This window comes from Staphylococcus piscifermentans, from assembly GCF_900186985.1.
In the GTDB taxonomy this organism is placed as follows: domain Bacteria; phylum Bacillota; class Bacilli; order Staphylococcales; family Staphylococcaceae; genus Staphylococcus; species Staphylococcus piscifermentans.
In genome coordinates this window covers 61,243-87,365 of record NZ_LT906447.1, presented here as the reverse complement: position 1 = coordinate 87,365, position 26,123 = coordinate 61,243, and the positions used below count along the sequence as shown (strand labels likewise).

Here is a 26,123-nt window from a genome sequence, read left to right as displayed (position 1 = left end):
ACTTATGAATTTCGATTGGATTAAAACAAGATCAGATTTTGACGAACAGAAACCCGCAGTGATTGACCCGTTCAAAGGCACAGAATGGACGTACCAAGATTTAAATATACGCGCTGAGAATTTAGCAAACTATCTTACAGACCAAGGTCTCAAACGTGGTGACGTCGTCGGTATCTTTGCACCGAATGATGTAGCAGTTATTGATTTAATGGCCGCTTCCTTCAAAACAGGCATCATCTTCTTACCGATAAACTGGCGACTCAACCCGAAAGAAATTGCCGGCATCGTAGAAGACTCTGGATTAAAATTGCTCTTCTACGCTGAGAAACATTTAAGCTCACTTGCGCTGGTGGACCCAGACTTGTTGCATATGGATATCGATTCGCAAGAATATGATGATATTACGAATCCGAAACAACATCGACCATTCCAATCAGTCTCTGTGGAGCCTGACGATATTGCAGCATTAATTTATACAAGCGGTACTACAGGCACACCAAAAGGCGTCATGTTCTCATATGAATCCTTTATGAATAACGGCGCTAACATTCAACTCACATATCGACTTAACTCAGATTACACCTCTATTATCGGAACTCCGATGTTTCATGTACTTGGGTTAAATGATACTGTGCTTCCATCTATGATGGCAGGTGCAACATTAATTTTACAACGTTACTTCGAAGGCGAAGCAATGAACCAATTAATTGCAAAATACCACCCAGACTTCCTCATCATGATTCCTACCATGTATTACAGCACGATTCGCCAAGACAACTTTAATCCTGAAGATTTCAAAGCTATCAAATATGTCATTCAAGGCGGTTCTCACCCACTTCCAAGTATCCAAGAAGCTTTCAAGAAATATGGCATCAATATCATTAATGGTTACGGGTTAACCGAAGCACCGCTCGTCGTCGTTAATACACCCGATAACGCACAAGCCAAACCGATGAGTATCGGTAAAGCTGTCATGTTTGTAGATGCACGTATCTTAGATGATGACCACAATGACTTAGGTACAGATGAAATCGGAGAACTTGCTATTAAAGCGCGTAATATCACACCAGGTTATTGGAACCGACCAGATGAAACAGCTGAAATTCTGCAAGATGGCTATCTCTTAACTGGCGACTTGGCGAAGAAGGATGAAGACGGCGATCTTTATATCATCGACCGTAAAAAAGAAATGATTATTACAGGCGGCGAGAATGTCCTTCCTTCTGAAGTAGAAACAGCTTTAGCTAAGCATCCGCTTGTCGACCGTTGTGTAGTAGTGGGCTACAATGATCCGAAATTTGGAGAATCTATCGGAGCTGCAGTCATCTTACGTGAAGACGATCCGGATTATGTAGAGAAACTCGATGCACATATGCGCGAATATTTAGCAGGTTATAAAGTACCGAAGATGTATGAACCAGTAGAAACTATGCCTTTAAATACGACGCAGAAACCAGATAAATTAAGAATTACTGAAATCATGAATGAAAAAGCGCAAAAGCATCTGGAAGCGAATCAGTAAAAATTTTTAGAAGGTTATGTAAGCGTTTACAACTACAATCAAACGCTTACTGCCTTTCACAATAAGGGGGATTTTACTATGAGCCACAAAGAAGAAATGTTAAAAGAATTGTATCCAGAAGACATTATGAATATCTCTAAAGGATTAACAGACGGAGAAGTAAAGGTGCTTAAGCAATTAGATGATGTGCTAGAAAGCAAATTCCGCAAAGATATTAATCGACATTGGGCTGATGCAACAATTCCAGAAGGATTTTTCGAAGAAATGGGCAAGCTGCAGTACTTCACTAACCCATTGCTTTTCGAAGGACGTGAAGGTGCCAAGACACCGAGCCAGCTCTTCCAATTCTTTTTATCTTATACCATCGGACGTTTCGATGTTTCGCTCATCACTTTACTCGGTGTGCATCAAGGCTTGGGACACAACGCTTTCTTATTCGGAGGCAGTAAAGTGCAAGTCGCTAAATACATCCCGAAATTACAATCGCATGAGTTGCGTACTTGTTTTGCATTAACAGAACCCGACCATGGTTCAGATGTTGCAGGCGGACTGGAAACAGTAGCTGAAAAGAAAGGCGATAAGTGGATTATCAATGGTTCTAAAAAGTGGATCGGCGGTGCCAATGTTGCCGATGTCATGCCCGTCTTTGCCGTAAATAAAGAAACCGGCAAGCCTCACTGCTTTGTCATACGTCCTGAACAAGAAGGCGTCGATATTGAAGTATTACAAGATAAAATCGCCTTACGTATTGTACCGAATGCACTTATCACGCTCAAAAATGTAGAGGTCAGTGAAGATGAGCGCTTGCAAAACATCAATAGCTTTAAAGACATCGCGAAAATTCTCTATTCTACACGTGCCGGAGTGGCCTACATGGCTACAGGAGGTATTGCCGGAACTTTACGCGCCACTTTAGATTATGTGAAACAACGTAAACAATTCGGTAAATCAATCAGCCACTATCAGTTAGTGCAAGAAAAACTGGCAATGATTCAAGGCAATTTAGCTCAAGCGATGTCTACCTGTGCCGCTTTAGCACGCATGCAAGAACATGGCGAATACGATGAAGTGGCAACCTCTGCAGCGAAAATGATGAATGCTTTAAGATATCGCGAATCCGCTGCAATGGGACGCGGCATCACGGGAGGTAACGGTATTTTAGCAGGCGAATATGATATTGCGCGTTTCTTCTCAGATGCAGAAGCTGTTTATACGTATGAAGGTACGCATGAAATCAACGCGCTTGTCATCGGCCGCGCACTCACTGGAGAATCTGCTTTTGTTTAATAAAGGAACAAATGATAAATAGCTCACTCAACGGGAGGAATGATTATGACAATCAGAAAAGTAACCGTCTTAGGTGCCGGTACAATGGGCGCTCAATTGGCGGCAATGTTGGTCAATGCAGGTTTAAAAGTAAAACTTTTAGACATCGTCATAGATGAAAACGATCCGAACAAAATTTCCAAAAAAGCATATGAAACCATTACTGATAAGAAACGTCCCCTACTCTTTGATTTAAGTTTAGCGGACAACCTATCTTATGGTAATTTCCATGATGATTTAGAAAATGATGATGCAGATTTATATATCGAAGCAGTGAAAGAAGATTTAGATATCAAACACCAAGTGTGGCAAGCTGTCACAAAGCATGCGAAAGCAGACGCTCTCTTTGCGACAAACACATCAGGTATCCCTATCAATGCCATTGCTAAATCCTTTGATCCAGCAGATAAAGCACGTTTCTTCGGGCTTCATTTCTTCAATCCACCACGTATCATGAAATTAGTTGAAGTGATACCTACTACAGAAACAGACCCAGAAGCGATTGAAGAAGTCAGCGATTTCGCAACCAACGTCTTAGGTAAAGGTGTGGTAATTGCACATGACGTTCCTGGTTTCGTAGCCAATCGTATCGGTACACATTCTATGAATGACGTCATGTATCGTGCAGAACAACAAGGCTTCTCGATTCCGGAAGTGGATGCTTTAACTGGTAAAGCCATCGGACGCCCTAAAACCGGTACTTATGCACTGACAGATTTAGTCGGTTTAGATATTGCTGTTTCGGTTATCAAAGGTTTGCAACAAGATCCAGATGAAGCACCGTTTTTCCAAGACGCGGAACTGCCGAATCAATTGTTTGAAGCAGGTGCTTTAGGCCGCAAGACGAAACAAGGTTTCTATAAAAAAGATAAAGAGAAGAAACAACGTCTGGTTTATGATCCAGAAACAGGCGATTATATTCCTGTCGAACCGCCTCAATTGCCGATTCTGGCAGAATTCACTAAAGACTTGAAACATAATTTAGATATTATCTTTAACTCTGATGATAAAGCCGGAAAATTCTTATGGGAAACATTGCGTAATAACTTCTATTATTCAGCTAAAAATATTCCAAAGGCAGCTGATGATTTCAGAGATATCGACCGTGCCATCGTTTGGGGATTCAACTGGAAGCTCGGGCCATTCCAACTCTGGGACTTAATGGGCTTCGACCGTGTCAAAGCGCGCATGGAAGACGAACTCGGAGACTTACCGGACTGGTTAGATGAAGTAAACGGCAGTTTCTATGAAGAAGGAGAAACCATTGAAAATGTTACACCTGTTTCTGATTTCGTAGATGAAGAGATCTGGAACAATCGTGATTCTAAATTATCTATCGCAAACGGCAATCAATTGTTATTGAAATTGCAAAGTAAGAACAATGTGATTACAGACGATTTCAATGACGACTTAGTAGAAGCAATTGATATGCTGGAAAATCAAGATTTCTCCAGTATGGTCATTTACGCAGACGGCAATAACTTCAGCGTCGGCGCCAACTTATATCAAATGAAGAAAGCTTACGAAGAGAATGCAGTAGATGAACAGATCGCCCACGCGATTGAGAAATTACATTACAGCTTCAACCGCTTGAAATACAGCTTGAAACCAGTTGTGACTGCAGTCCATGGACGTGCGCTCGGCGGAGGTTGCGAACTCGTTCTGTACTCTCCATTCGTCGTAGCTGCCAGCGAAACTTATATCGGTTTAGTTGAAGCCGGCGTGGGATTACTGCCTAGCGGAGGCGGCTTAGCTGAAATGGCCGACCGCATCTTGCGTACCTCTCATAAAGCAGACGATAAACAAGCCAGCATGTCTAAAGTATTGATGAATATCGGATTTGCGAAAGTCTCTACTAATGCCTACGAAGCTAAACGCTACGGCTATTTAAGAGACACTGACACGATTATTTTTAACAAAGAAAAACGTGTCGAAATCGCACTGAAACGTGCCCAATTCGAAGCAGACACTAATTACATTCCAACACCTAAGCAACAATACATTGCACTCGGCGAAGATTTCAGAGCCAACGCAGAAGGCCAGTTAGACGCACAAGTCAAAGGACACTTTATCAGCGAGCACGATTACAACATCGCATTGCGTATCGCCACTGTCCTAGCAGGCGGAAACTTGCCACGCAATACTTTCGTCAATCAGCGCTACATTCAAACTTTGGAAAAAGAAAACTTTATAGAGCTGCTGAAAACGAAAAAGACCTACGAACGTATCAGCCATATGCTGGAAACAGGCAAACCATTACGCAACTGATTGCGAAAAGATAAAGAGAGGATGATGAGCATGCGAGAAGCATATATTGTAGCTTATGGACGTTCAGCAGTAGCCAAAGCCAAAAATGGCGCATTCGTCCATGAAAGACCAGATGATGTTGCTGCGAAAGTATTAAAAGGTGTATTAGAACGTGTAGATGGCAATTTCAAGCCCGAAATGGTTGAAGATGTCATTGTCGGTACCGCTTTCCCAGAAGGGCTGCAAGGCATGAATACCGCACGTACCATTGCGTTACGTGCAGGCTTGCCTGACTCTGTACCTGGACAAATCGTCAATCGCTATTGTTCTTCCGGTTTACAAACTATTGCGACTGCGGCCAATGAAATTATAGCAGGTCAAGGCGATGTATTAGTTGCTGGCGGTATTGAGTTTATGGGCGCTGTACCGATGGGCGGTAATGAACCCACGAACAACCCGACCTTGCAAGAAGAAGACGCCGGGGTGTCTTACCCTATGGGACTGACAGCGGAAAATGTAGCCGATCAATACAACGTTTCACGTGAAGAACAAGATCAGTATGCAGTACAAAGCCATCAACGTGCAGCCCAAGCACAAGCTGACGGCAAGTTCGAAGATGAAATTATTCCAATTGAAGTCAATACTGTCACATATACTGATAAAGGTCCGAAAGTCGGTCACGAAACCTTCTCTCAAGATGAATTTATTCGTCCAGATACGAGCGAGGAAATTTTAGCTACCTTGCCTACAGTATTCAAGAGAGACGGCACAGTAACCGCCGGAACTTCTGCGCCTCTTTCAGACGGCACTGGATTTGTGGTACTGATGTCTGGAGATAAAGTCAAAGAGTTAGGTGTAACCCCTATCGCACGCTTTGTAGGATTTAAAGCAGTCGGAGTAGATCCTAAAGTTATGGGTATTGGTCCTGCCTATGCAATACCTGAAGTGCTATCACTGACTGACCTATCCATTGATGATATCGACTTGATTGAGTTGAACGAAGCCTTTGCCTCTCAAACTGTAGCTTCTATCAGAGAAGTCAAACTCAATACAGATATTACCAATGTGAATGGCGGCGCAATTTCTTTAGGTCATCCCTTAGGCGCAACGGGTGCGATATTAACTGCACGCTTACTCTCAGAAATGAAAAAACGCCCCGATACAAAATATGGCATGGTGTCCATGTGTATCGGAGCAGGTATGGGTGCAGCTGGAATATTTGAATATGTGAGATAGATTGAGTTGAAGAGCGGACTGCTGTTAAGCGGTTCGCTTTTTAAATTTCATCTACTTCATTTGCTGATGGTATAGAAGCTTGTGCACCAGGTTTTTGAACAGTAAGTGAAGCGGCTTTATTGGCGTAATCAATCGTTTCAACTAAGTTCATGGAATCGACATCGAAACGGCTGACAAAGGCACCGATAAAGGTATCCCCTGCCGCTGTCGTATCTACTGCTTGCACCGTATAAGCTTGGACAAGACCTGAGTCGCCTTCTACGGCATAATACGTTCCTTGTTCTCCTAAAGTAATGACCACTACTTTGATGCCTAATCCTAAGAAATAGTCTGCATTTTGTGCCATAGTTTTTTCATCTGTCACTGGAATGCCAGATAAGTTTTCAGCTTCAAATTCATTAGGAATAATGACATCAATCAATCCTAACAACTCTTCTGGCAACGTTTCAGCCGGAGCAGGATTTAATATCGTTGTTACGCCTGCTGCTCTCGCAATCTTAAAGGCTTGGATAATCGCAGGGACAGGTACTTCCAATTGGGCAACAACATAATCTGCTTCCTTAATTTTTGAAGTGGCTTTATTCACATCTTCAGGGGTAATGGCCATATTCGCACCGCCATATACATAAATCGTATTGCTGCCTTCTGCGTCAACTGTAATAAATGCTTGTCCTGTATCTTCTGTTTCAGATTCTATAATATAATCTATATTCATGCCCGCTTCTTTAAAATCATCAAACATAAATTCAGCCAAGCCATCTTTGCCGACTTTAGAAATAAACGTTGTATCAGCATTCATACGTGCTGTCGCAATTGCTTGATTGGCACCTTTACCGCCGCCATATGATTTTTGTCCTTTTTCCACATGCAACGTTTCCCCAGGTTTCGCATAACGTTCAACTGTTAAGAATTGATCAACATTTGTTGATCCCAAAATTACAACTTTGTTTGTCATAAAGCATCTCTCCTCCCTTTAAAATGTCACATTAGATTCCAGAATAATATTTGAAAACGGTGTGATTTCCCCTGTACGGATATTTCCTTTGTTTAATGGGTGTCTTAAATATTCCTTCATTTGAGAATGAGTAATGAATTCAATTTCGACATCCTCATCAATCAATCCTTTAATCGCTTTTAATTGTTCTGGATTATACATTTTAATCTCTTCCGCTAGAAATATCTTCTGAATTTCCATTTCAGTCAACACTGTTTCTAAAACATCGATAAAACGCGGCAATTCTTTAGTTACTGCCAAATCAATACGTCGTTCATCGTTCGGAATCGGCATACCCGCGTCATTAATAGATAATAAATCAAAGTGTCCGATTGTCGCTACTGCTTGAGAAACCCGACTATTAAGTAAAGGTGTTTTCTTCATTTTCTTTCTCTCCTTTAATTATTTAATAAAGACTGTTACTGTTGCGGCTGCGAGAATAAGGACTAAACCAATCACAGTAATGACCATTTCTTTAGACGTCTTGCGTTGGTTCAAGAAATAAATACCTGTCAAGGTTGCTAATACAACAGAAGTTTGTGACAGGATAAAGCCTGTTGCTAAACCATTCATGTTAGGTTGTGCAGAAATTAAGTAAGTCAATGCTGCAAAGGCAAAGAAGAAACCTGAGATAATTTGCAGCCAAGTAATTTTATTAGTAAATGGATTGCCTTTTTTCAAATTCATCAAACCATAAATCACAGCTACCAGCAACATACCGATAGCTTGCGGTAAGAAGGCGTTTTTACCGCCGATATCTGTCGCTTGCGGTGCGGCTGAATATAACCAATAACCGATTTCACCGATCAATAAGATAACCACCGCTTTACGTAAGTTGCCGCTGTCAGTTGCTTCGGATTTCTCACTCCAAACAGTCATACGTGCACCGATTAAAATGACAATTAACGCAATAAAACCAATAATTTTATTAGTCACACCCGGCCAGTTGCCAAGCGCGAATACACCCCAAAGTGACGCCCCTAATAATTGAAAGGCGGTTGTCACCGGCATCGCACGTGATGAACCGATGTACTCAAATGCTTTAAAGGTTAAGATTTGACCAAAACTCCAACCTGCGCCTGACAAAATTGCAAAGAATAAATCCATTCCAGTCGGAAAGTCTCTAGCCGTAAATGCGTAAAAGACACTTGCAAAAATTAAAGTACCCACTGTGGTTCCTATAATTTGGTTAACAGGTTTACCGCCGAATTTAGATGCGATTGTTGGAAATAAACCCCAACCTAGCAAAGGTCCTAAGCCAATTAATAGTGCTACCATATTCATAATTTACACCTCTATTTTTATATTCATTTCGTAAATTTCAGACTTAGTAAAACGTTTTACTAAATAATAGCACTTTTAGTTAAATCTGTATACGCTTTCATCTTAATGTAGATTTTTTGTCATATTCAAATAACCCGGGCTATAAAAAATAAAGACCTTAAAAATTGTAATTTCAACTTTAAGATCTTTATTTCATTCATTTTTAATTCACTTGTCTTGTCGTTTCTCGTATTACCAGCTTATTAGGCAGTTCAACTTTTTCAGGATTTGAATCAGGGCTTTGAATTTTTTTCATAATTAGTGTCAGTGCTAATGCTCCGATGTCCTCCATAGGTTGTGCTACCGTCGTAAGTGAAGGAATCATGTAGCTTGCAAAATCGATATCATCATACCCTACTACTGATAAATCAGCAGGAACAGACAATCCTCTATCCGCTAATCCCCTCATAATCCCGATAGCCATCTCGTCATTAATAGCAAAGACTGCTGTAGCATTACTTTCTAGAATTGCTGGAACAATAGACGCCCCGCCTGCTTTAGATAATTCAGTTTGCATGAAGAGTGGTTCAGAAAGATGATGTGCTCGGCAATATGTTATGAACCCTTGCACTCTGTCTTTCATATTAGCCATCATTTGATGAGGTGCGATAATTGCAAGGCTGCGATGCCCTAATCGAATCAGATGCTCCGCTGCCAGTTGTCCACCCGCTTCTTCATCCGTACGAATAATATCTGTAAACCCATGATCTTCACTTTGATCTAATACCACGTAGGGCACATTTCGCTTCTTCAAATACGTATCCAAAGCCTCTGGATTTTCAATTAAACGTCCAATGATGAGTCCATCCATCCCTCGCTCCACTAATTGTTTGATGTTGCTTTCCAATTCCTTTCCAGTAGTAGTTAAAAAGAATAGATCTACATCATCAGGTTTATTTTGGTCCATACTTTGCATAATCGTTGAGAAAAACGGATTGGTTAAACTCGGAAGCAGCACACCTATCAATTTGATTTTACTCCCTCTTAATTGCTGTGCATTTTTATTAGGAAAGTAGCCGAGTGTTTCTTTAGCATTCAGCACCTTAGTAATTGTTTCTTTAGAAAAACGCTTCTCATTATGATTTAAAATATGGGATACGGTAGTCACAGAAACGCCCGCTTCATGTGCTACGTCTTTAATTGATACTTTTTTCATTATTCTATCCCCTCGTAAAATAATCGCTTACTCATATCATATCATGCTCAAAATGATTTTGTGGTAGAACCCTTTTAACTTTTAAAGAAGCATAAAACTCTATTATTATGGTTAATATTATTAATATAACCTCTATTTAAAGAAAGAAGTGAAGAAAATATGGATGTTACAAGAGGCATTAACCATATTGGATTGACTGTGCCTGATATTGAAGCTGCCACTCACTTTTTTAAAAAAGGCTTGAATGGCAAAATCGCCTATGATAGTCAAACGGAAATGGAAGCACCCCGTGGCGGTGAAGATGTAGAACGATATTTAGGTATGGAAACAGGCGCTAAGATTATTAAAAAGCGCATGATGGTCTTCGGTCATGGTCCGAATATTGAAATGTTTGAGTTTGCAAATGCAGAGCAACGTTCTGCGGAAACGCTTCAAGATATCGGCTTTACCCATATTTCTTTTTATGTAGATAATTTCGACAGAGCCTTAGCACAAGTGATTGAAGCAGGCGGCCAACCGATTTCAGAACCGCATTTTAATACTAAATATGAAGATACAGACGGTAATCAGACGGTTTACGTTAAAACGCCTTGGGGCAGTTTGATTGAGTTGCAGACGGTACCGAATGGATATTATTATCCTGAAAGTAGTGAAGCGGAAGTCTTTATACCGCCGAAAAAGTAAAACAGGAGTGGTGATTTATATTCACCATTCCTGTTTTAATTTGGATATTTATCGAAGAATATTTTTAATTCATCTTCTAAGGATACATTCTTTTTTTGGGCATTCTGCCAAGCTTCAGAATCATGGTTATCCACGAATTGTTCAATGTCATCCAAGATTTCATCTCTTTTATTTTTAAACCCTTGTAATTGTTCTACAATCCTTTTTTCTTCATCAGTATCTGCTTGGTTTTCAATATCATTTAACAAACCATCCCAGCTAGCCGTCATAGACCGCGCTTCAGATAAACTTTCAGGTTGCTCTGTATAATCCGTTGCACTAAACGCAGTGTTCATTATTTTGCTAATTCCGTCGCTATAATTCAATACGTCTTGAGAAAAAGCTTCACTCACATTTTGAGAAGAATTATTACTCGAATTTATCTTTTTTAAACTTGAAGGATCCATCTGAAAGGTATTTTCTACAGACTGAATCTTGCCATCTTTATGATTGATTAAAATTGTAAATCCATTATCAGGATTATCATCATATATCATCTGATCCTCTGTCTGTTTAGTTGCTCGCCATGTACTTTTTTAAATTCATCGACTGTAACATTATCAGGCAATACATATACTGAGGAAACTGTATTACCAGAGCCATAATAAACGCCCATATTTCCGTATTTATGAACCTTTCCGATACCCAATTCAACTGTACCATCTTCATTACCGAATTTATGTTTTATCTCTTCGGGAGACATTCCTAATTCGAATCCTTTATATCCTCCCGTATTTTCTTGATTCATAAAATTTTCACTGAATGATGTAGATAATACATTAACTTTATTCGAATGACTATTATAGTGGTTGGTACTATCACTAGCTGAACTAAAAGGATTTTTTAAAAACATTAATAAAAAATAAATCGCTATGGCTACAGATATGAGTGCTACTAAAACTACTGTTATAATAATCCAAACTTTACCAGCATTTTGGTTTCTGTTTCTTCTGCTATGTTTCGGATGTGTTTCATTTAGCATTGTGCCGCAATTATTACAATAGAGTTGTCCTCTTTCTAATTTTTCTCCACAATTAGGGCAATATCTCATTCATTTTCACCTTGTTGAATCAATGCTTCTTCATTTCTAAAGAAATCTATTTGATTCAGTCCTGCTTTCATTAAGATAAAAATAAAAATCCAAGCAATAGCAATCAATACTATACATTTTAAAGTTCCACTACCTAAGAGTGTGATATCAGTATCCCAAATAGTATGAAGTAGCACTGAAACAAAAAAGAAAAATAAAAAGCTTTTATTCCCAATGTTATTAAAAGAGAATTTCGTATTATCTTTAGCAATAACAATAGCGGCCCCTATAATGGCGGACCAAACAATGTGTGTACCAATAGCTGTCCAAGATCTTGCAAATACCATGGTCGTTAAATTATCAATATTACTTAATGAATACGTAAGGATATATCCTGCTGATTCAAATACTGCAAATCCAGCTCCTATTGCTGCCCCTATCAATAAACCATTTAAAATTTTATTCGTTCTCATTTTATTAATGAAATAAATAATAATAAGTGCTTTCCCAGTTTCTTCTACCAATCCTACTAAAAATGCATCAATGATTGTAAGCGTTCCATATACATTATGTTCATCACTAAATGTAACAAAACTATACAAAAACATAGTACTTAGAAGAGAAAGTACTCCTCCAATAAAAAACATTTTCATCACTTCAAATAGACTAATATTCTTAAATGCATTAGATTCATAGAAAAAGAAAAGACAGGATAGAGGAACCATTAAAGCACCAATAAAGATTAATCCAGGTATTGCTAAATTATTTTCAAAGGAATTTACTAAAACCCACAACGTTGCGAATGTAATAGCAAATGCTAAAAACACTCTAGAAAACAACCATGGTCTACCCCATTCTTCTGAAATCTCGTCAAGCTGAGGTGTAGTGCTCTTTGTGCCTGCTATAAAAATTTCATCTGATTCTTCCTTTGTATGCTTTTTAAATACTTCAGAAAACATATCTTTTAGATTAATGTTTAAACTTTCCTCGTTACCTGCTAATCTACCGATTGATTTAGTCGTATTTCCAAATAAGCTTTTAGCTCCTTGCGTAAAACTGTTTGCTTCAGGCATAGTTGTTGTCGAATTATAATTGTGCTGATTTTCATTAGCCATTGAATGATTAAAATTATAACCGCAATGCCCGCAGAACTTATCGTCTAAATCAACCTTATTTCCACATGAAGGACATGTCTTAATAATCAACTCACTTGCCTTTTGTTCCTCTAAATTAGATCCACAACTCATACAAAATTTATCATTCGGATCTACACTCTCTCCGCAATTCATACATTTCATTATCTTTCCTGCTTTCACATTTATTTCAAATTTCAATAATTTAATATTACCTAAAGAATCCAAATAAATCTATGGCAATTTTTAAAATAATTTTCATTATTGTTCCATATATATAGGGTTGCAATACCACATATACATTTCTCTGATATTTAGAAGATAAAGTTATAGTTAGTGCATATCTTTATTGAAAAACAAAAATAGAACTACAGGTCAATTTTGACAAGATTATATTACTCTACTCATTGAGATGGATATTTTGTCTTTTTTATTAGAAAACAGAAAAATAAGGAAGGGAAAACCACCCTTCCTTGTTCCTCTATATTGCTTCATTCTATTTGTGATACCGACTTGTTATAAATAGAATACAATATTGTTCTCATATCATTAATTCTATAGCGAAGTTAACACACCGCCATTAATACCAACGCTAGTTAAATAACCATTTGTAAAGTTAAAATTAACTGTGCTGCCATCAAATTCATACTTCATTATTCCAGTGTTGTCCGGATCATTTGGATAGTGTTTTATAAAGTTATAATTTGAGCCATATGCATTAATAACATCTTGTTTACTAATTTGTCCTGACTTAGCTGGAAATGCTGCGGTAATAGCTCTATTTGTTTTAGGATTAATAATCATTTTTTGGTCATAAACCTTTACAGATTCATTATTATCATTATTGGTTGCTTGATGTTCTCCTTGAATCTTATACCCATTCAAAGTGACGTTACCATGCTGTAAAGCTCTCACAAAATTCGAGTCTAGAACAAAACTTGTATCATACGCTGTATAGCCTGTGTAATTATAATAAGGTTGTGTTGCTGCATGTGCTTCATTGCCTGCTTCGTTGTTTGCTGGAAGGACACTTGTACCAAGTGCCAACGTCAAGGTTACGCCGGTTGCTGCAATTACTTTTTTCATGACTCTTCAACTCCTATTATTCTTTAAAAATTAGCTCACTTTTTTATAAATGTTAAGTAATCGTAGCAGAATCTGCCATATTATGATAGATTTCGATATTCACTGTACTGCCATCAAACTCATAAACCATCATACCTGTGTCATTTGACATTTTCTCACTGTAAAACTTATAGTTTGTTCCGTATACATTTTCGATTGCTTGTCTGCTGACCTGACCTTGATTGATTGGGATTGAAACAGAAACGGCGTTATTCGTTTCTTTATTAATCGCTATTAGTTGATCATATACTTGTATATTCCTAGTAGAGTTCGGCACTGCTTGATGTTGTCCTTGTATTTTATAGCCATTAAATGTGACATTATGATATTTAATCGCTCTCACAAAATTCGGATCTACAAAGAAACTTGAATCATACGCTGCATAGCCTGTGTAATTATAATAAGGTTGTGTTGCTGCATGTGCTTCATTGCCTGCTTCGTTGTTTGCTGGAAGGACACTTGTACCAAGTGCTAACGTCAAAGTTACGCCGGTTGCTGCAATTACTTTTTTCATGGCTCTTCAACTCCTATTAATTTACTCAATCATCGCTTTTCACACTAATAGATATCAACTGCTTTAACCGTATCATTTGATATTTCAAATATTATTTCTGCTTCATTTAAATTATATACCATGCTTTTACCATCGTTTTCTGTGTAATTAAGACCGTATGCATTAATGATATCTTGCTTGCTGATTTGTCCTGGCTTAGCATCAAAATGAACATGATATGGAGTTTCTGAAGATGATAGTAAGCTATAATACTGATCATACTGTGTTTCACGATACATAATATCTTGTGTTGCAAAAGAGGGTGGAGAAAAGTCCATATGATATCCGTTGATGGTAAAGTTATTATACTTTAATGCATTAATAAAATTTGGATCTAAAAGAAAGCTTGAATCATAACTCGTATAGCCTGTGTAATTATAATAAGGTTGCGTTGCTGCATGTGCTTCATTGCCTGCTTCGTTGTTTGCTGGAAGGACACTTGTACCAAGTGCTAACGTCAAAGTTACGCCGGTTGCTGCAATTACTTTTTTCATGGCTTCCTCAACTCCTATTATTTTTTATAATGCTTAGTGTTAGATTACACTAGAATGACAATCATTACAATAATATTTCAGAAAATTAAGTAAATTTAGCTATACAAATTATTAATAAAAATGATTAATTTCAATAACTATTGAGTATGTTTAAATAGTGTATTTTTGTACGTCTCAAAAAAACCGATAGAAATCCGCTTCGGGACTTCTACCGGTTAAAGGAATTAGTCTACTGAGTTCAGAGCACCCAGCATATCTATTTTGCTGATTTTGCGTGCCATAATTAACATTACAATGAATGAGAATAATAGCGTTAAACCTGTTGATATTGCGAAGTTTGTCCAATACAGTGTCATATCTGCCATCGCGTTATTCGGAGGTAGTGTACTCATGATAAATTGATGTAAATAATAACCGCCAATGAATCCGACGAGTATACCTATAATTGTAAGAATAATCGTTTCACGATAGATATACATTACTGTTTCTCGTTTATAGAATCCTAAGACTCGTAGTGTCGCTAATTCGCGTGTACGTTCTGAAACGTTGATGTTTGTCAGTGTGAACAACACAACGAATGATAACGCTGAAGAAGCTAACACAATAATAAATACGATATTATCAAGTCCGTCTAAGATAGTGTTGATAGCTGTCTTAGCTTGGTTCGATTGGACTGCAGTCATCGCAGCATCTTGACTATTCAAGTCGCGAGAGACTTTATCAATATTTTTATTAGAACGATCTTTCAGGTTAATAATTTTACCATTGTATTTTACTTTCTTATGGAATGCTTTTTGGTAATAACTACTATCCATAATCACGTTATGTCCTGCATACATTTGTGTAATTTGAGCGATTCTTACTTTATGCTTGCGTCCTGCCTTGTCTCTAATGTCCATATGGTCGCCTACTTTGTAGTGGCCTAATTTTGCAAGTTTTTGTGTAATCGCTACACCATCATCTTTCAATTTCATTTTATGACCGTTATCAGGATTGCGTAACGTCACAAAGTCATTGAAAGTATTCTTGTGTTCTGGGACCATCATCGTAATTTGCTGATTATTGATAACACCTTTAGGTTTTGCAGTTACAGATTCAAAGTAAACATTGTCTTTTTGTTTTACACCTTTGATATCATTGACTGCTTTTTCATAATCATTCTTTTCTTTTTGACTCGCATCAGGGTTATAAACGCCGATAATGTCATAATGAATGATTTTCTTATATTGGTTATCGATAATACCATTCAAGGAATCTTTCATACCAAAACCTGTAATCAATAATGCCGTACAACCTAAGATACCGAAGATAGTCATAAACATACGCATTTTATATCTGAATAAGTTTCTCACTGTAACTTTGTAATTAAATGATAGTTTATTCCAGATAAATGGAATACGTTCTAATAATACTTTAGAGCCTGCTTTAGGCGGTTTAGCAACTAGTAAATATTTAGGATTTTCTTTGAGTGATTGCCAAGCAATATAAACTGCCGGTACAACCGTACATAATAAAGCAAAGATTAAACTAATAATAATCCATAACCATGAAGGCGGTGTTTGAATTGGCGGTACAGCTAAGTTTGCAGCATAAGCTTGATAAATTCTTCTAGGTAACAATCCTGTACCGAAGAAGCTTCCAAGTGCGGTACCTAATAATGCTGCACTTGTACCATAGATAAGGAATAATCTCATTGCATCAAACTTCGTATAACCTAATGCACGTAACACACCCATTGTTGTACGTTTTTCTTCAGCCATACGTGACATTGTCGTAAATGTTACTAAAATGGCTACGGCGAAGAAAATAATTGGGAATGTATTAGAAAGTACATCGATACGTTTCGCTGATTCGCCAAATTGGTTATATCCTTGGTTATAATCGCTGCGTGATTGTAATTGATATTCTAAATCACCCATTGATTGAATTTTTTGTTCTTGTGAATCAAGTTCACTTTCTTTTGAAGCGATTTTTTCTTTAGCGTCTTTCAAGTCATCAGCATTTTTTTGCCATTCGTCTTGCTTAGACTTAAATTCTTTTGCTTGTTCATCCACTTGTTTTTGTTGCGCTTGCTGCTGTTGAGCCATTTGATCTTTTTGTGCACCAGCAGGCAATTGATCGACTTGCTTTTTAGCATCGGCAACTTGTTGTTTTGCTTGGTCCAATTGTGCTTTATTGCCATCTAATTGTTCTTTAGATTGATTTAAAGATTGCTCTTTGCTGTCCACAGATGATTTTTGTTTTTCTAATTTTTCTCTGCCATCTTTAATTTGAGCTTTTTTATCATCTTTAATTTCTGAATCACGTTTGTCTGCCCATTTTGTTAACCCAGGAATATTTTGATCTACATCTTTTTGTAATTGCTTTTCAAATTTGTCAGAGTAGCTGGCACCTTTCAAATTATCGTAAGCAATTTTAGCTACATTCGGTGTGGTATCACTGAAACCACTTTTATCCAAGACTGCAAAGGTATCAATTTGACCTTTACCTACATTTGTCATGCCTAAATCATGTTTTTGCATGAAATCACTAGATGTCACAAAACCAACGATTTTGTATTTATGATTTTTTAATCCGTCAATTTCTTTCTTACCTTTACTGTTCTCTAGGTTGATATATTGACCAATTTTATATTTGCCTTTGTCTTGTGAACTCAATGCAATTTCGTTATCTTTCTTCGGTAAGCGTCCTTCTTCTGCTTTAAAAATAGATAACTTAGATGTTTTCTCATTCAAACGCATTGTTTTTTTCGAATTGGAAACTACAGCGTCTTTATAAACACTATATTCGGTTTTCTTCACATGCTTCATATGATTGATATAATCTTTATCATCTTTATTAAAGCCGACTGGACTTGTGACTTGAGCGTCTGCCATCTTATGTTCTTTAAAATAATCATTGCCTGTTTGACGCATGTCACTGCCTGTTACTTTCAATCCAATCAGTACGAAAGCACCTAGAGCAAGCAAGATTGCAATAGAAATAAAACGCGGTAAAGAAGACTTGAATTCATGTAATATAGTTTTTCTTAACATTTTCATCGCACTTACCCCCTAGTACTCAATCTCTGAAATAGGTTGTGGGTGCTCATTCATATAGTCTTCTTTAATTTTACCGTCAAATATTTCAATGACATGATCGGCCATGTCTTTAAGCGCTGCATTATGCGTTACAATAATTACTGTTTTACCATCTTTGTGACTTAAATCTTGTAATACCTGCAAAATTGTTTTCCCTGTATTATAGTCGAGTGCGCCCGTAGGTTCATCACATAATAACAAATCTGGATTCTTCGCAACTGCACGTGCAATAGACGCACGTTGTTGTTCTCCACCAGAAAGTTGTGATGGGAAATTATTTTTACGTTTCTCCAAGCCTACGCGTTTCAATGTTTCCTCTGAATCTAATGCTTTAGGAGAAAGTTCAGAAGCTAATTCAATATTTTCTAATGTTGTAAGGTTTGGAATCAAATTGTAGAACTGGAATACAAATCCGATTTGATTACGTCGATACGTTGTAAGTTGTTTCTCTGAAAACTTCGCAATATCGGTACCGTTAATAATCACGTGCCCTTCACTCGCTGTGTCCATACCGCCTAAAGTGTTCAATAACGTTGATTTACCTGCCCCAGATGCACCAACAATTACCATTAACTGCCCTTTTTCTAAAGTAAATGAAATATCATCATTCGCTCTGACTTCCTGGTCACCACTGCCGAATATTTTTGAGTAATGCTTTACTTCAATATATGCCAAGTATTTTTCCTCTTCTCATTTAAAATTTAGATACCCATTTCTATTAGTTGACTTGGTCAACCATTTTGTTAAATCATATCAACTAATCACAAAAAGTACAAGCCTATTTACGCAATCTTTTCAAAAAATTTAAAATGACACTTTTGAAGATGAGCATATCCCTATTAACAATCGTGCGCGATTGATTATACTAAGAGTAACTTCAAATCATGAAAAGAGGTGCATAGATGGATAAAGAAGCTATGAAGTTAGCGAACCAGCTTTGTTTTTCAGCTTATAATGTGAGCCGGTTGTTCGCACGTTTCTATGAACAACAGCTCAAATCTTTCGGTTTAACTTATTCACAGTACTTAGTCTTGCTAGCTTTATGGGAAAGCAATCCGCAGACCCTGCATGAAATCGGGAAACAGTTGAAACTTTCCAGCAATACACTGACCCCTCTTTTAAAAAGATTAGAATCAGCTGGATGGGTTAAGAGAGAAAAATCTTCAGCGGACAAAAGACAATTAATTGTGACATTGACAGATAAAGGTGTCCGAAATCAAGCATCTGTTTATGAAGCACTCGCAAATTGTGTTCCAGAAGAAATGAAATACGAAGATTATCAGGAAGCCAAGTCAATAATGGACCAACTAGAAAGCGCACTTGAAAAACAAATCAATATAAATAAAGGATGATTTTCATGAAACGTTATGATGTTGTATTTATAGGAAGCGGACATGCGGCATGGCATGCAGCGGTAACTTTAGCCAATTCAGGCAAATCCGTTGCGATCATTGAAAAAGATAAAGTAGCAGGTACTTGCACGAATTTCGGCTGTAACGCCAAAATTTTATTAGAAGGGCCTTATGAAGTGTTAGAAGAAGCCAGTCATTATGACGGCATTATTGAAGCGGATCAGTTACAAGTAAATTGGGAACATTTAATGAAATATAAAAAAGAAATCATTAATCCTATGTCAGACTTCGTTGCTTCAATGATTGAACAACAAGGTATTGACCTTTATATGGGTAAAGGTGTCATTAAAGATGCGCACACTGTAACTGTAGATGACACAGAATTAGAAGCTGAAAATATTGTCATCGGTACTGGTCAACACAGCCATCAACTAGAAATTGATGGAAAAGAATACACTCATGACAGTCGCGATTTCTTATCAATGGATCAACTTCCTGAGCGCATGGTTATGATTGGCGCCGGTATTATCAGCATGGAATTTGCTTCTATTATGATTAAATCAGGTGTGAAAGTGGATATTATTCATCATTCAGATGAAGCATTAAAAGGATTTAATCGCAGCCATGTGCAAAAACTGGTTGAAAAATTGAAAGCTGAAGGTGTGCAATTCCATTTCAATGAAAATACAACTGCTGTGATACCATCTAAAGAAGGTTATCTTGTTGAAACTGAATCTGGTCTCTCTATTGAAACAGATTATGTCTTGGATGCAACAGGCCGTAAACCTAATGTACAAAATATCGGCTTAGAAAATGCAGGCATCCAATTCAGCAATCGCGGTATTCAAGTAGATGATTATATGCGTACTAACGTATCCAACATCTTTGCCAGCGGGGATGTCGTGGATAAAATGATTCCGAAATTGACACCGACTGCAACATTTGAATCCAACTATATTGCCAGTCAGATATTAGGCGTAAATCCTGAACCTATCCACTACCCAGCAATCCCAGAAGTAGTATACGCTTTACCTAGACTGTCGCAAATCGGTGTCTCTGTAGAAGAAGCAGAAAACGATGATGCTTATACAGTGAAATATGTTCCATTTGGTAAACAAATGGTATTTGAGTATAAGAATGAAGTTGAAGCGGAAATGTATATTGTCTTAGATCAAGACAAACATTTAGTGGGCGCTGCTGTTTACGGAGACGACGCACCTGATTTAATTAATATCCTGACATTTATTGTAGACGGTCGTATGACTGCGCAAGAATTAAACCAACACATCTTTGCTTTCCCTGGTGCTTCCAGCGGTGTGATTGATATGTTGAAAATGAATATGCTTTAGAAAGATAGGTTAGTTTAATAAAATTTAAAAATCTCTTCTATTATAGAAGTATTAGAGCAAGGTTTCTATTTTTATAGAAACCTTGCATTTTTAATTTGTTTTAATAAAATATATTATACCGTTTTATTATTTATATATATTCATCTCAAAAAACGCTTGAAAAGCCAGTATATAAGGGATTAGGTCTATTCTATGCTACTCATATCATTACAAACTAAATAATGTTTTATTACAAAATCAATATTCCTTGTAATAAATGTAAACATAAAAATATTTGTAAAATATTTATCACTGAAAATGTACTCATAAATTAAAAGACAGAATTATGTGGATAATGTTAAGCTTAAATATCCTAAAAATTAAGAAAACTCTATATTTCAACTATACTTACAGATGTTTTTTATAGATTAAGCAGTCACAAAGCTCAATTTCAAGCTTTTTTATTAAATGAAGCTCAATTTAATTGTTTGTTGTTTTATATCTTATTAATAACAGTAGAATTGCTGCTAGATTTATACAAAATTATTTTTTTAATTTTATTCTTCACAAAAACAAAGTAATATTTAAAATTGTGTTCTATATAGTTAAATGTAATGATTTTCTCTGTAATTTTATTTATTTTTGATTACAGTTTAAGTTTGAACTTTATAAATAAATTTATCGATGATATGATTTCTTCGCCGGCATAATTCGAGTATATCTATCGGTTTTTATGTTTTTTAATAAAAAGGAAGCTTATATTTATTGGCCATATATATTAGCTTTTTCTCTTATATATAAAAATCTGAAATATATTACGAATGCTCATAACGATCAGTCATAAGCATTAAAAAATACAACAAAGCATAACAAACTAGAAGCCAAAAGATTTTGATTCTAAAAATCAACTAACTATCTCGTATTGTTATGCTTTGTAGGAGTTGATTCAGGTTTGAAAATATTTAGCTTATTGCTAACATATCCACTGTTTATGTCCCTTTATTGGATTGTTGGGACCATTTATTATGCTGTGTTTAAAGAAATTAAATTAAAAAAGTTACCAAACTATGATAATCAGACAGAAGGAATCACTTTTTTAATTCCTTGTTATAACGAAGAAGAGACGATTGAAGATACAATAAAAAGCATTTTGGAGTTAAGATTTCCCCTAAAAGAAGTCATTGTTATAAACGATGGCAGTTCAGACAACTCTGAAAAGGTAGTAATGGATTTGCAAGAAAAACTCGACTTTACTTTTGTAAATTTAAAAGAAAACAACGGTAAAGCAAACGCTCTGAACGAAGGTATAAAACATGCAACTTATAAATATATTATGGGAATCGACGCAGATACAATAGTTGACGAGGATGCACCATATTTTATGATTGAATCCTTTAAACATGATCCTAAGTTAGCTGCCGTTACTGGAAACCCGAGAATCAGAAATAAGAGTTCTATTTTGGGTAAAATTCAAGCTATTGAATATGCAAGCATGGTTGGAAGTATCAAAAGAGCTCAATCGATTGCAGGTAAAATCAATACTATATCCGGAGTATTTACCTTATTTAGAAAAGAAGCCATTATCCAAGTCGGAGGATGGGATATCGATATGATTACAGAAGATATTGCTATCTCCTGGAAATTTCACTTAAATGGTTGGCGCATAAAATATGAACCGCGCGCACTTTGTTGGATGCTAGTCCCTGAAACTATCGGTGGTTTGTGGAAACAACGAATAAGATGGGCTCAAGGTGGACAAGAAGTATTAATCAGAGATTTTAAACAATCGCTAAAAACTTTTAACTTAGCGCAATATTTATTGCTTTTCGAACAAACAGTCTCTTTACTATGGGTTTATTCTGTCGTTATATTACTCGCTTTATCTGTAATTAACACTGATTTTTTAGATATTTCGTTTTTACAGTATCAATTTACAATCATTATTCTTTCAGCATTGTTACTGACATTTATTAATACTATACAATTTGCCATTTCACTGTTCATTGATAGTGCTTATGAAAAAATCAACTTATTCACGATTATATTTTTAAGTTGGTATCCAACTTTATATTGGGTGCTCAATGCTTTAGTAGCGATTTTTGCTTTTCCTAAAGCTTTAAAAAGAAAGAAAGGGGCTTATGCGACATGGTCAAGTCCAGACAGAGGAAACATAAAACGGTAAAATCTAGCCTAAATATTATACGCGAAGGTTTTATACTCTTATTCACGTTATTATTTTGGATTTACTGTTGGTCAGCTTTGATTGTTATAGGAGGATCATTACTTGGAATTAAGAGTGAGAACGTACTTTTATTGCGCGCAGTACTAAATATAGAGAACTCTGACTTAGATAGCATCTTTAAATTAATGGGAATTTTTCTAATCATAATTTTCTTTTTATTAACTTATTGCTTAATTTCTCAAACTATTAAAAAAAGAAAAGAAGGTGCTTCTGATGATTAAAAGAGGAATTATAATCGTCGTTATTTTAACTTTGTCTTTAAGCACTGTGTTATTTGAGTATGATAAATCTGTAAATGCTAAAACAGATATTTCGAAATACAGTAAAAATAGTGCCCTTGCTTTAAATTATCACAGAGTAAGAAAAGGTGGATTTTTCGATAATTTTTTAAGTATCTTTTCAAACAGTAAAGAATTATCAACTTATAGTCTTACACAAAAACAATTTGAAGACCAAATTAGATGGTTGAAATCTAAAAAAGCTCATTTTCTAACAGAAGCAGAGTTTATTAAATACAAAAACCAAGGAAAATTTCCAAAAAGAAGTGTATGGATTAGTTTTGATGATATGGATCAATCGATATATAAAAATGCTTATCCAATATTAAAAAAATATCACGTTCCTGCCACTGGTTTTATTATCACAGGTAGAGTTGGTCAGCAAGAATTCCATAATTTAAATATGGCTACTCTGACTCAACTCAAAACAATGAATGATTCGGGACTTTGGACATTCCAATCTCATACTAAGGATTTACATTCTATTAAGCATAATGTTTCTCAAGTGATTTCTACTCAAGATGACCGTACGTTAACTGCGGATATTCAAGAGAGCAGACAATATCTAAAGAAAAACTTTAATTCTAACGCCGATTCAATTGCTTATCCGTACGGTCAAATCAATGACGAAAAAATTGCAGCAATTAAAAAAGCAGGGATTAAATACGGTTATACACTAGAAGAAAAACCTGTACAACCAGATGACGATGATTATTACATTCCACGTATTCTTATAAGTGAAAGTGCATTCCATCAAGTTGTACAAAAATGGAAAGGATTTAATAATAGTGAGAAATAAAAAAGTTGAACTCATATACTTTCGTGCCTTTATTTGCATGTTGATTATCCTGACACACGTGTTTACTGAATTGATGAGAAGCATTGATGGAACAGATATTAACCAATTAAAATTAATTTACTATGTTCAAAATATATTTATATTTGGCACACCTTCATTTATAATTTTGGCTCAACTATTAGTAACACTTAACTATAAAAAGCTATCTATCAATTATTTATGGTCACGGTTCAAATATATATTTATTCCTTATTTAATGGTGGGTATGTTTTATTGTTATACTGAATCTTTAAAATTAGACAGCCCTTTTACACACCAATTTTATGAAAATATCATTTTAGGTAAATGGTACGGTTATTTCATCATTGTCATTATGCAGTATTTTATACTAAGCTATTTGATTTATAAAATTTCTTATAAAATATTCAATAGTAAAATCATCTTATTCACTTCACTGATTGTACAAGTTGTTTTTTTGCATCTTCTTGAAAATAACAAAGATTTTGCCAGAGTGTTCCATTCAATATATCCATTAAGTGATAATACTTTTATTCTAGGATGGATCTTCTTCCTAGGCGGCTATATTGGTTTGAATTACAATAAGATTATCAACTTCTTAAACAAATATATTTTTATTATCATAGGACTCTCTGTGATTTCTTATATTATATTTGTACTTTTCAAGAAACACGATTATTGGTATGTGACAAGTTACACAGATTATTTGGTACTTTATCACACCTTTATGTTTCTTTTACTACTAGGTATCTGCTTACAATTCAAGTCATTTATGTTCTATTCAATTAATTTGACGAGTACATTTTCATTTTTCATTTTCTTATTCCACCCTATGATTTTAAGCTATGTGTATGAATACACACTCGTATATAAGGCGCAAACGATTTTGTTTATTGTTCTAACAATGCTATTTGTTTTAGGGCTGTGTGTAGGCGTGGGCGTCTTCTTACGTGAGTTTTATATCTTCAGATTTGTTATCGGCAAGCAACCTTACCGTACAAAATTTGATTTAAAAGAAGTTGTCTCTGAATAGCTGTAAAAGTTTTGTATTTAAATCAAAAATAGAGGTCACTCTTTAGTGAGTGCCTCTATTTTTATTTTTATACTATTATATAAATTAAAAACCACTACTATACAAGCGCAATAACTTTTTTAACTATTAACTAGCAAGTCTTTGAATAAACTATGACTCTTAATAGAAAAGAGTTATTTGTATATAACTAAGGGAAGATAATACTAAATAGATATAATATGAGGTGAATATTTATGTTTAATTTAGAAAATCAAATAGCCTTAGTAACTGGCGGCGCAAATGGTATTGGAAAGGGAATTTCACAAGCTTTATCAGAAGCAGGGGCAAAGGTCATTATTGGAGATATTGATAAAGAAAATGGTGAAAAAACAGCAAAAGAATTAAATGGCACTTTTGTAAAATTAGATATTACCAATAAATCACAGATTGACGAAGCAGTAGATCAAATAGTAACTCAATTTGGAAAAATTGATATATTAGCTTCTAACACAGGTGTTTATCCTCAAATCAGTATTGAAGAATTAACAGAAGATGATTGGGACTTTGTACAAAACATTAACTTAAAAGGCATGTTCTTTGTTACACAAGCTGTCTTGAAAATAATGAAAAAGCAAAAATACGGCCGTATAATTGTGACTTCTTCTGTTACAGGACCAAACACAGGTTACCCTGGATGGGCTCATTATGGTGCTTCAAAAGCTGGACAACTTGGTTTTGTGCGCAGTGCAGCTTTAGAATATGCTAAATATGGGATTACTATAAATGCTGTGCAACCTGGTAATGTGTTAACTGAAGGACTTAAAGCTCAAGGGGAGGACTACTTAGAAGGTACACGCAAAATCATTCCTACTCACGAGTTAGGAGAACCTGAAGATATCGGCTATGCCGTGGCATTCTTCGCCTCTAAAGAAGCTAAATTTATTACAGGACAAGCATTGATTATTGATGGTGGACAAGTCTTGCCAGAAGAACCAGGGGCTGTATTGTAAATTCTAAATATATTCAAAGCGACCTTTAGCGAGGTCGCTTTTATTTAAATCTTTTCATAATTGATAATTTATAAATAACCTATGTACATATATTTATATTAAGTCTATTCTAATAATTGAAACCCTACTTTAAAGAGAAAGA

The 26,123-nt window shown here is 35.9% G+C and carries 24 protein-coding genes; 12 read left to right on the top strand and 12 right to left on the bottom strand.

Annotated features, from left to right (window positions below; all coding sequences use genetic code 11):
* The first annotated feature begins 4 nt into the window (after window positions 1-4).
* From fadD to CKV71_RS00345, 4 genes are all read left to right on the top strand, one after another.
* Window positions 5-1,522: a long-chain-fatty-acid--CoA ligase FadD gene (gene fadD, locus CKV71_RS00360; RefSeq protein ID WP_095102542.1), complete on the top strand. Its 1,518-nt coding sequence runs from the start codon at window positions 5-7 to the stop codon at window positions 1,520-1,522.
* 78 nt (window positions 1,523-1,600) lie between these two features.
* A complete protein-coding gene (fadE, locus tag CKV71_RS00355; protein WP_095102540.1) occupies window positions 1,601-2,809 on the top strand; it encodes an acyl-CoA dehydrogenase FadE in 1,209 nt (402 codons plus the stop codon).
* A gap of 45 nt (window positions 2,810-2,854) precedes the next feature.
* The gene (fadB, locus tag CKV71_RS00350) at window positions 2,855-5,116 is read left to right on the top strand and encodes a 3-hydroxyacyl-CoA dehydrogenase/crotonase FadB (protein ID WP_095102537.1); all 2,262 of its coding nucleotides are present in this window, start codon (window positions 2,855-2,857) and stop codon (window positions 5,114-5,116) included.
* 30 nt (window positions 5,117-5,146) lie between these two features.
* Entirely contained in the window at window positions 5,147-6,331 is a 1,185-nt protein-coding gene (locus CKV71_RS00345; protein ID WP_095102532.1) for a thiolase family protein, read from the top strand.
* A 40-nt stretch (window positions 6,332-6,371) separates the two neighbouring features.
* Here the strand turns inward: CKV71_RS00345 and rbsK are convergent, their stop codons facing one another.
* The 4 genes from rbsK to rbsR all read right to left on the bottom strand — a co-directional run bounded on the left by rbsK (window position 6,372) and on the right by rbsR (window position 9,804).
* Window positions 6,372-7,286, bottom strand: coding sequence for a ribokinase (gene rbsK / locus CKV71_RS00340; RefSeq protein WP_095102525.1), 915 nt, complete (start codon window positions 7,284-7,286; stop codon window positions 6,372-6,374).
* 18 nt (window positions 7,287-7,304) lie between these two features.
* The gene (rbsD, locus tag CKV71_RS00335) at window positions 7,305-7,709 is read right to left on the bottom strand and encodes a D-ribose pyranase (protein ID WP_095102524.1); all 405 of its coding nucleotides are present in this window, start codon (window positions 7,707-7,709) and stop codon (window positions 7,305-7,307) included.
* Window positions 7,710-7,727: 18 nt separating this feature from the next.
* Window positions 7,728-8,609, bottom strand: coding sequence for a ribose/proton symporter RbsU (rbsU, locus tag CKV71_RS00330; protein WP_095102520.1), 882 nt, complete (start codon window positions 8,607-8,609; stop codon window positions 7,728-7,730).
* A gap of 202 nt (window positions 8,610-8,811) precedes the next feature.
* Window positions 8,812-9,804, bottom strand: coding sequence for a ribose utilization transcriptional repressor RbsR (gene rbsR / locus CKV71_RS00325; RefSeq protein WP_095102517.1), 993 nt, complete (start codon window positions 9,802-9,804; stop codon window positions 8,812-8,814).
* 159 nt (window positions 9,805-9,963) lie between these two features.
* Here rbsR and CKV71_RS00320 point away from each other — a divergent pair, with 159 nt between their 5' ends.
* A complete protein-coding gene (locus tag CKV71_RS00320; RefSeq protein WP_095102514.1) occupies window positions 9,964-10,488 on the top strand; it encodes a VOC family protein in 525 nt (174 codons plus the stop codon).
* A 35-nt stretch (window positions 10,489-10,523) separates the two neighbouring features.
* Here the strand turns inward: CKV71_RS00320 and CKV71_RS00315 are convergent, their stop codons facing one another.
* From CKV71_RS00315 to CKV71_RS00280, 8 genes are all read right to left on the bottom strand, one after another.
* Entirely contained in the window at window positions 10,524-11,024 is a 501-nt protein-coding gene (locus CKV71_RS00315; RefSeq protein ID WP_095102511.1) for a hypothetical protein, read from the bottom strand.
* Window positions 11,021-11,578 (bottom strand): zinc-ribbon domain-containing protein, encoded by a 558-nt coding sequence (locus CKV71_RS00310; protein ID WP_095102508.1) that lies wholly within the window; start codon window positions 11,576-11,578, stop codon window positions 11,021-11,023. The genes CKV71_RS00315 and CKV71_RS00310 overlap by 4 nt, the downstream gene beginning before the upstream one ends.
* Complete coding sequence (locus CKV71_RS00305; protein WP_095102505.1) at window positions 11,575-12,855, bottom strand: PrsW family glutamic-type intramembrane protease; 1,281 nt, start codon at window positions 12,853-12,855, stop codon at window positions 11,575-11,577. Before CKV71_RS00305 ends, CKV71_RS00310 begins: the two co-directional genes overlap by 4 nt.
* 390 nt (window positions 12,856-13,245) lie before the next feature.
* Window positions 13,246-13,776 carry an immunodominant staphylococcal antigen IsaB family protein gene (gene isaB / locus CKV71_RS00300; protein ID WP_095102501.1) on the bottom strand — a complete coding sequence of 177 codons (531 nt, stop codon included), beginning with the start codon at window positions 13,774-13,776 and terminating at the stop codon, window positions 13,246-13,248.
* A 52-nt stretch (window positions 13,777-13,828) separates the two neighbouring features.
* Window positions 13,829-14,329 (bottom strand): immunodominant staphylococcal antigen IsaB family protein, encoded by a 501-nt coding sequence (gene isaB / locus CKV71_RS00295; protein WP_095102497.1) that lies wholly within the window; start codon window positions 14,327-14,329, stop codon window positions 13,829-13,831.
* A 44-nt stretch (window positions 14,330-14,373) separates the two neighbouring features.
* Window positions 14,374-14,862: an immunodominant staphylococcal antigen IsaB family protein gene (gene isaB, locus CKV71_RS00290; RefSeq protein ID WP_095102494.1), complete on the bottom strand. Its 489-nt coding sequence runs from the start codon at window positions 14,860-14,862 to the stop codon at window positions 14,374-14,376.
* 224 nt (window positions 14,863-15,086) lie between these two features.
* Window positions 15,087-17,903, bottom strand: a complete 2,817-nt coding sequence (locus CKV71_RS00285; RefSeq protein ID WP_095102491.1) for an FtsX-like permease family protein — start codon at window positions 17,901-17,903, stop codon at window positions 15,087-15,089.
* 12 nt (window positions 17,904-17,915) lie between these two features.
* Window positions 17,916-18,617 carry an ABC transporter ATP-binding protein gene (locus CKV71_RS00280; RefSeq protein WP_095102488.1) on the bottom strand — a complete coding sequence of 234 codons (702 nt, stop codon included), beginning with the start codon at window positions 18,615-18,617 and terminating at the stop codon, window positions 17,916-17,918.
* A gap of 227 nt (window positions 18,618-18,844) precedes the next feature.
* Between CKV71_RS00280 and CKV71_RS00275 the strand changes: the two genes are divergently transcribed.
* The 7 genes from CKV71_RS00275 to fabG all read left to right on the top strand — a co-directional run bounded on the left by CKV71_RS00275 (window position 18,845) and on the right by fabG (window position 25,981).
* Window positions 18,845-19,294 (top strand): MarR family winged helix-turn-helix transcriptional regulator, encoded by a 450-nt coding sequence (locus CKV71_RS00275; protein WP_095102485.1) that lies wholly within the window; start codon window positions 18,845-18,847, stop codon window positions 19,292-19,294.
* A gap of 5 nt (window positions 19,295-19,299) precedes the next feature.
* A complete protein-coding gene (locus CKV71_RS00270; RefSeq protein ID WP_095102482.1) occupies window positions 19,300-20,643 on the top strand; it encodes a dihydrolipoyl dehydrogenase family protein in 1,344 nt (447 codons plus the stop codon).
* A 931-nt stretch (window positions 20,644-21,574) separates the two neighbouring features.
* Window positions 21,575-22,804, top strand: a complete 1,230-nt coding sequence (gene icaA / locus CKV71_RS00265; protein WP_095102479.1) for a poly-beta-1,6 N-acetyl-D-glucosamine synthase IcaA — start codon at window positions 21,575-21,577, stop codon at window positions 22,802-22,804.
* Entirely contained in the window at window positions 22,768-23,085 is a 318-nt protein-coding gene (gene icaD / locus CKV71_RS00260; RefSeq protein ID WP_095102476.1) for an intracellular adhesion protein IcaD, read from the top strand. The genes icaA and icaD overlap by 37 nt, the downstream gene beginning before the upstream one ends.
* The gene (gene icaB, locus CKV71_RS00255) at window positions 23,075-23,941 is read left to right on the top strand and encodes an intercellular adhesin biosynthesis polysaccharide N-deacetylase (RefSeq protein ID WP_371685415.1); all 867 of its coding nucleotides are present in this window, start codon (window positions 23,075-23,077) and stop codon (window positions 23,939-23,941) included. The genes icaD and icaB overlap by 11 nt, the downstream gene beginning before the upstream one ends.
* Window positions 23,931-24,992 carry a polysaccharide intercellular adhesin biosynthesis/export protein IcaC gene (gene icaC / locus CKV71_RS00250; protein ID WP_167376354.1) on the top strand — a complete coding sequence of 354 codons (1,062 nt, stop codon included), beginning with the start codon at window positions 23,931-23,933 and terminating at the stop codon, window positions 24,990-24,992. Before icaB ends, icaC begins: the two co-directional genes overlap by 11 nt.
* A gap of 233 nt (window positions 24,993-25,225) precedes the next feature.
* A complete protein-coding gene (gene fabG / locus CKV71_RS00245) occupies window positions 25,226-25,981 on the top strand; it encodes a 3-oxoacyl-ACP reductase FabG (RefSeq protein ID WP_095102470.1) in 756 nt (251 codons plus the stop codon).
* The last annotated feature ends 142 nt before the right edge of the window (window positions 25,982-26,123 follow it).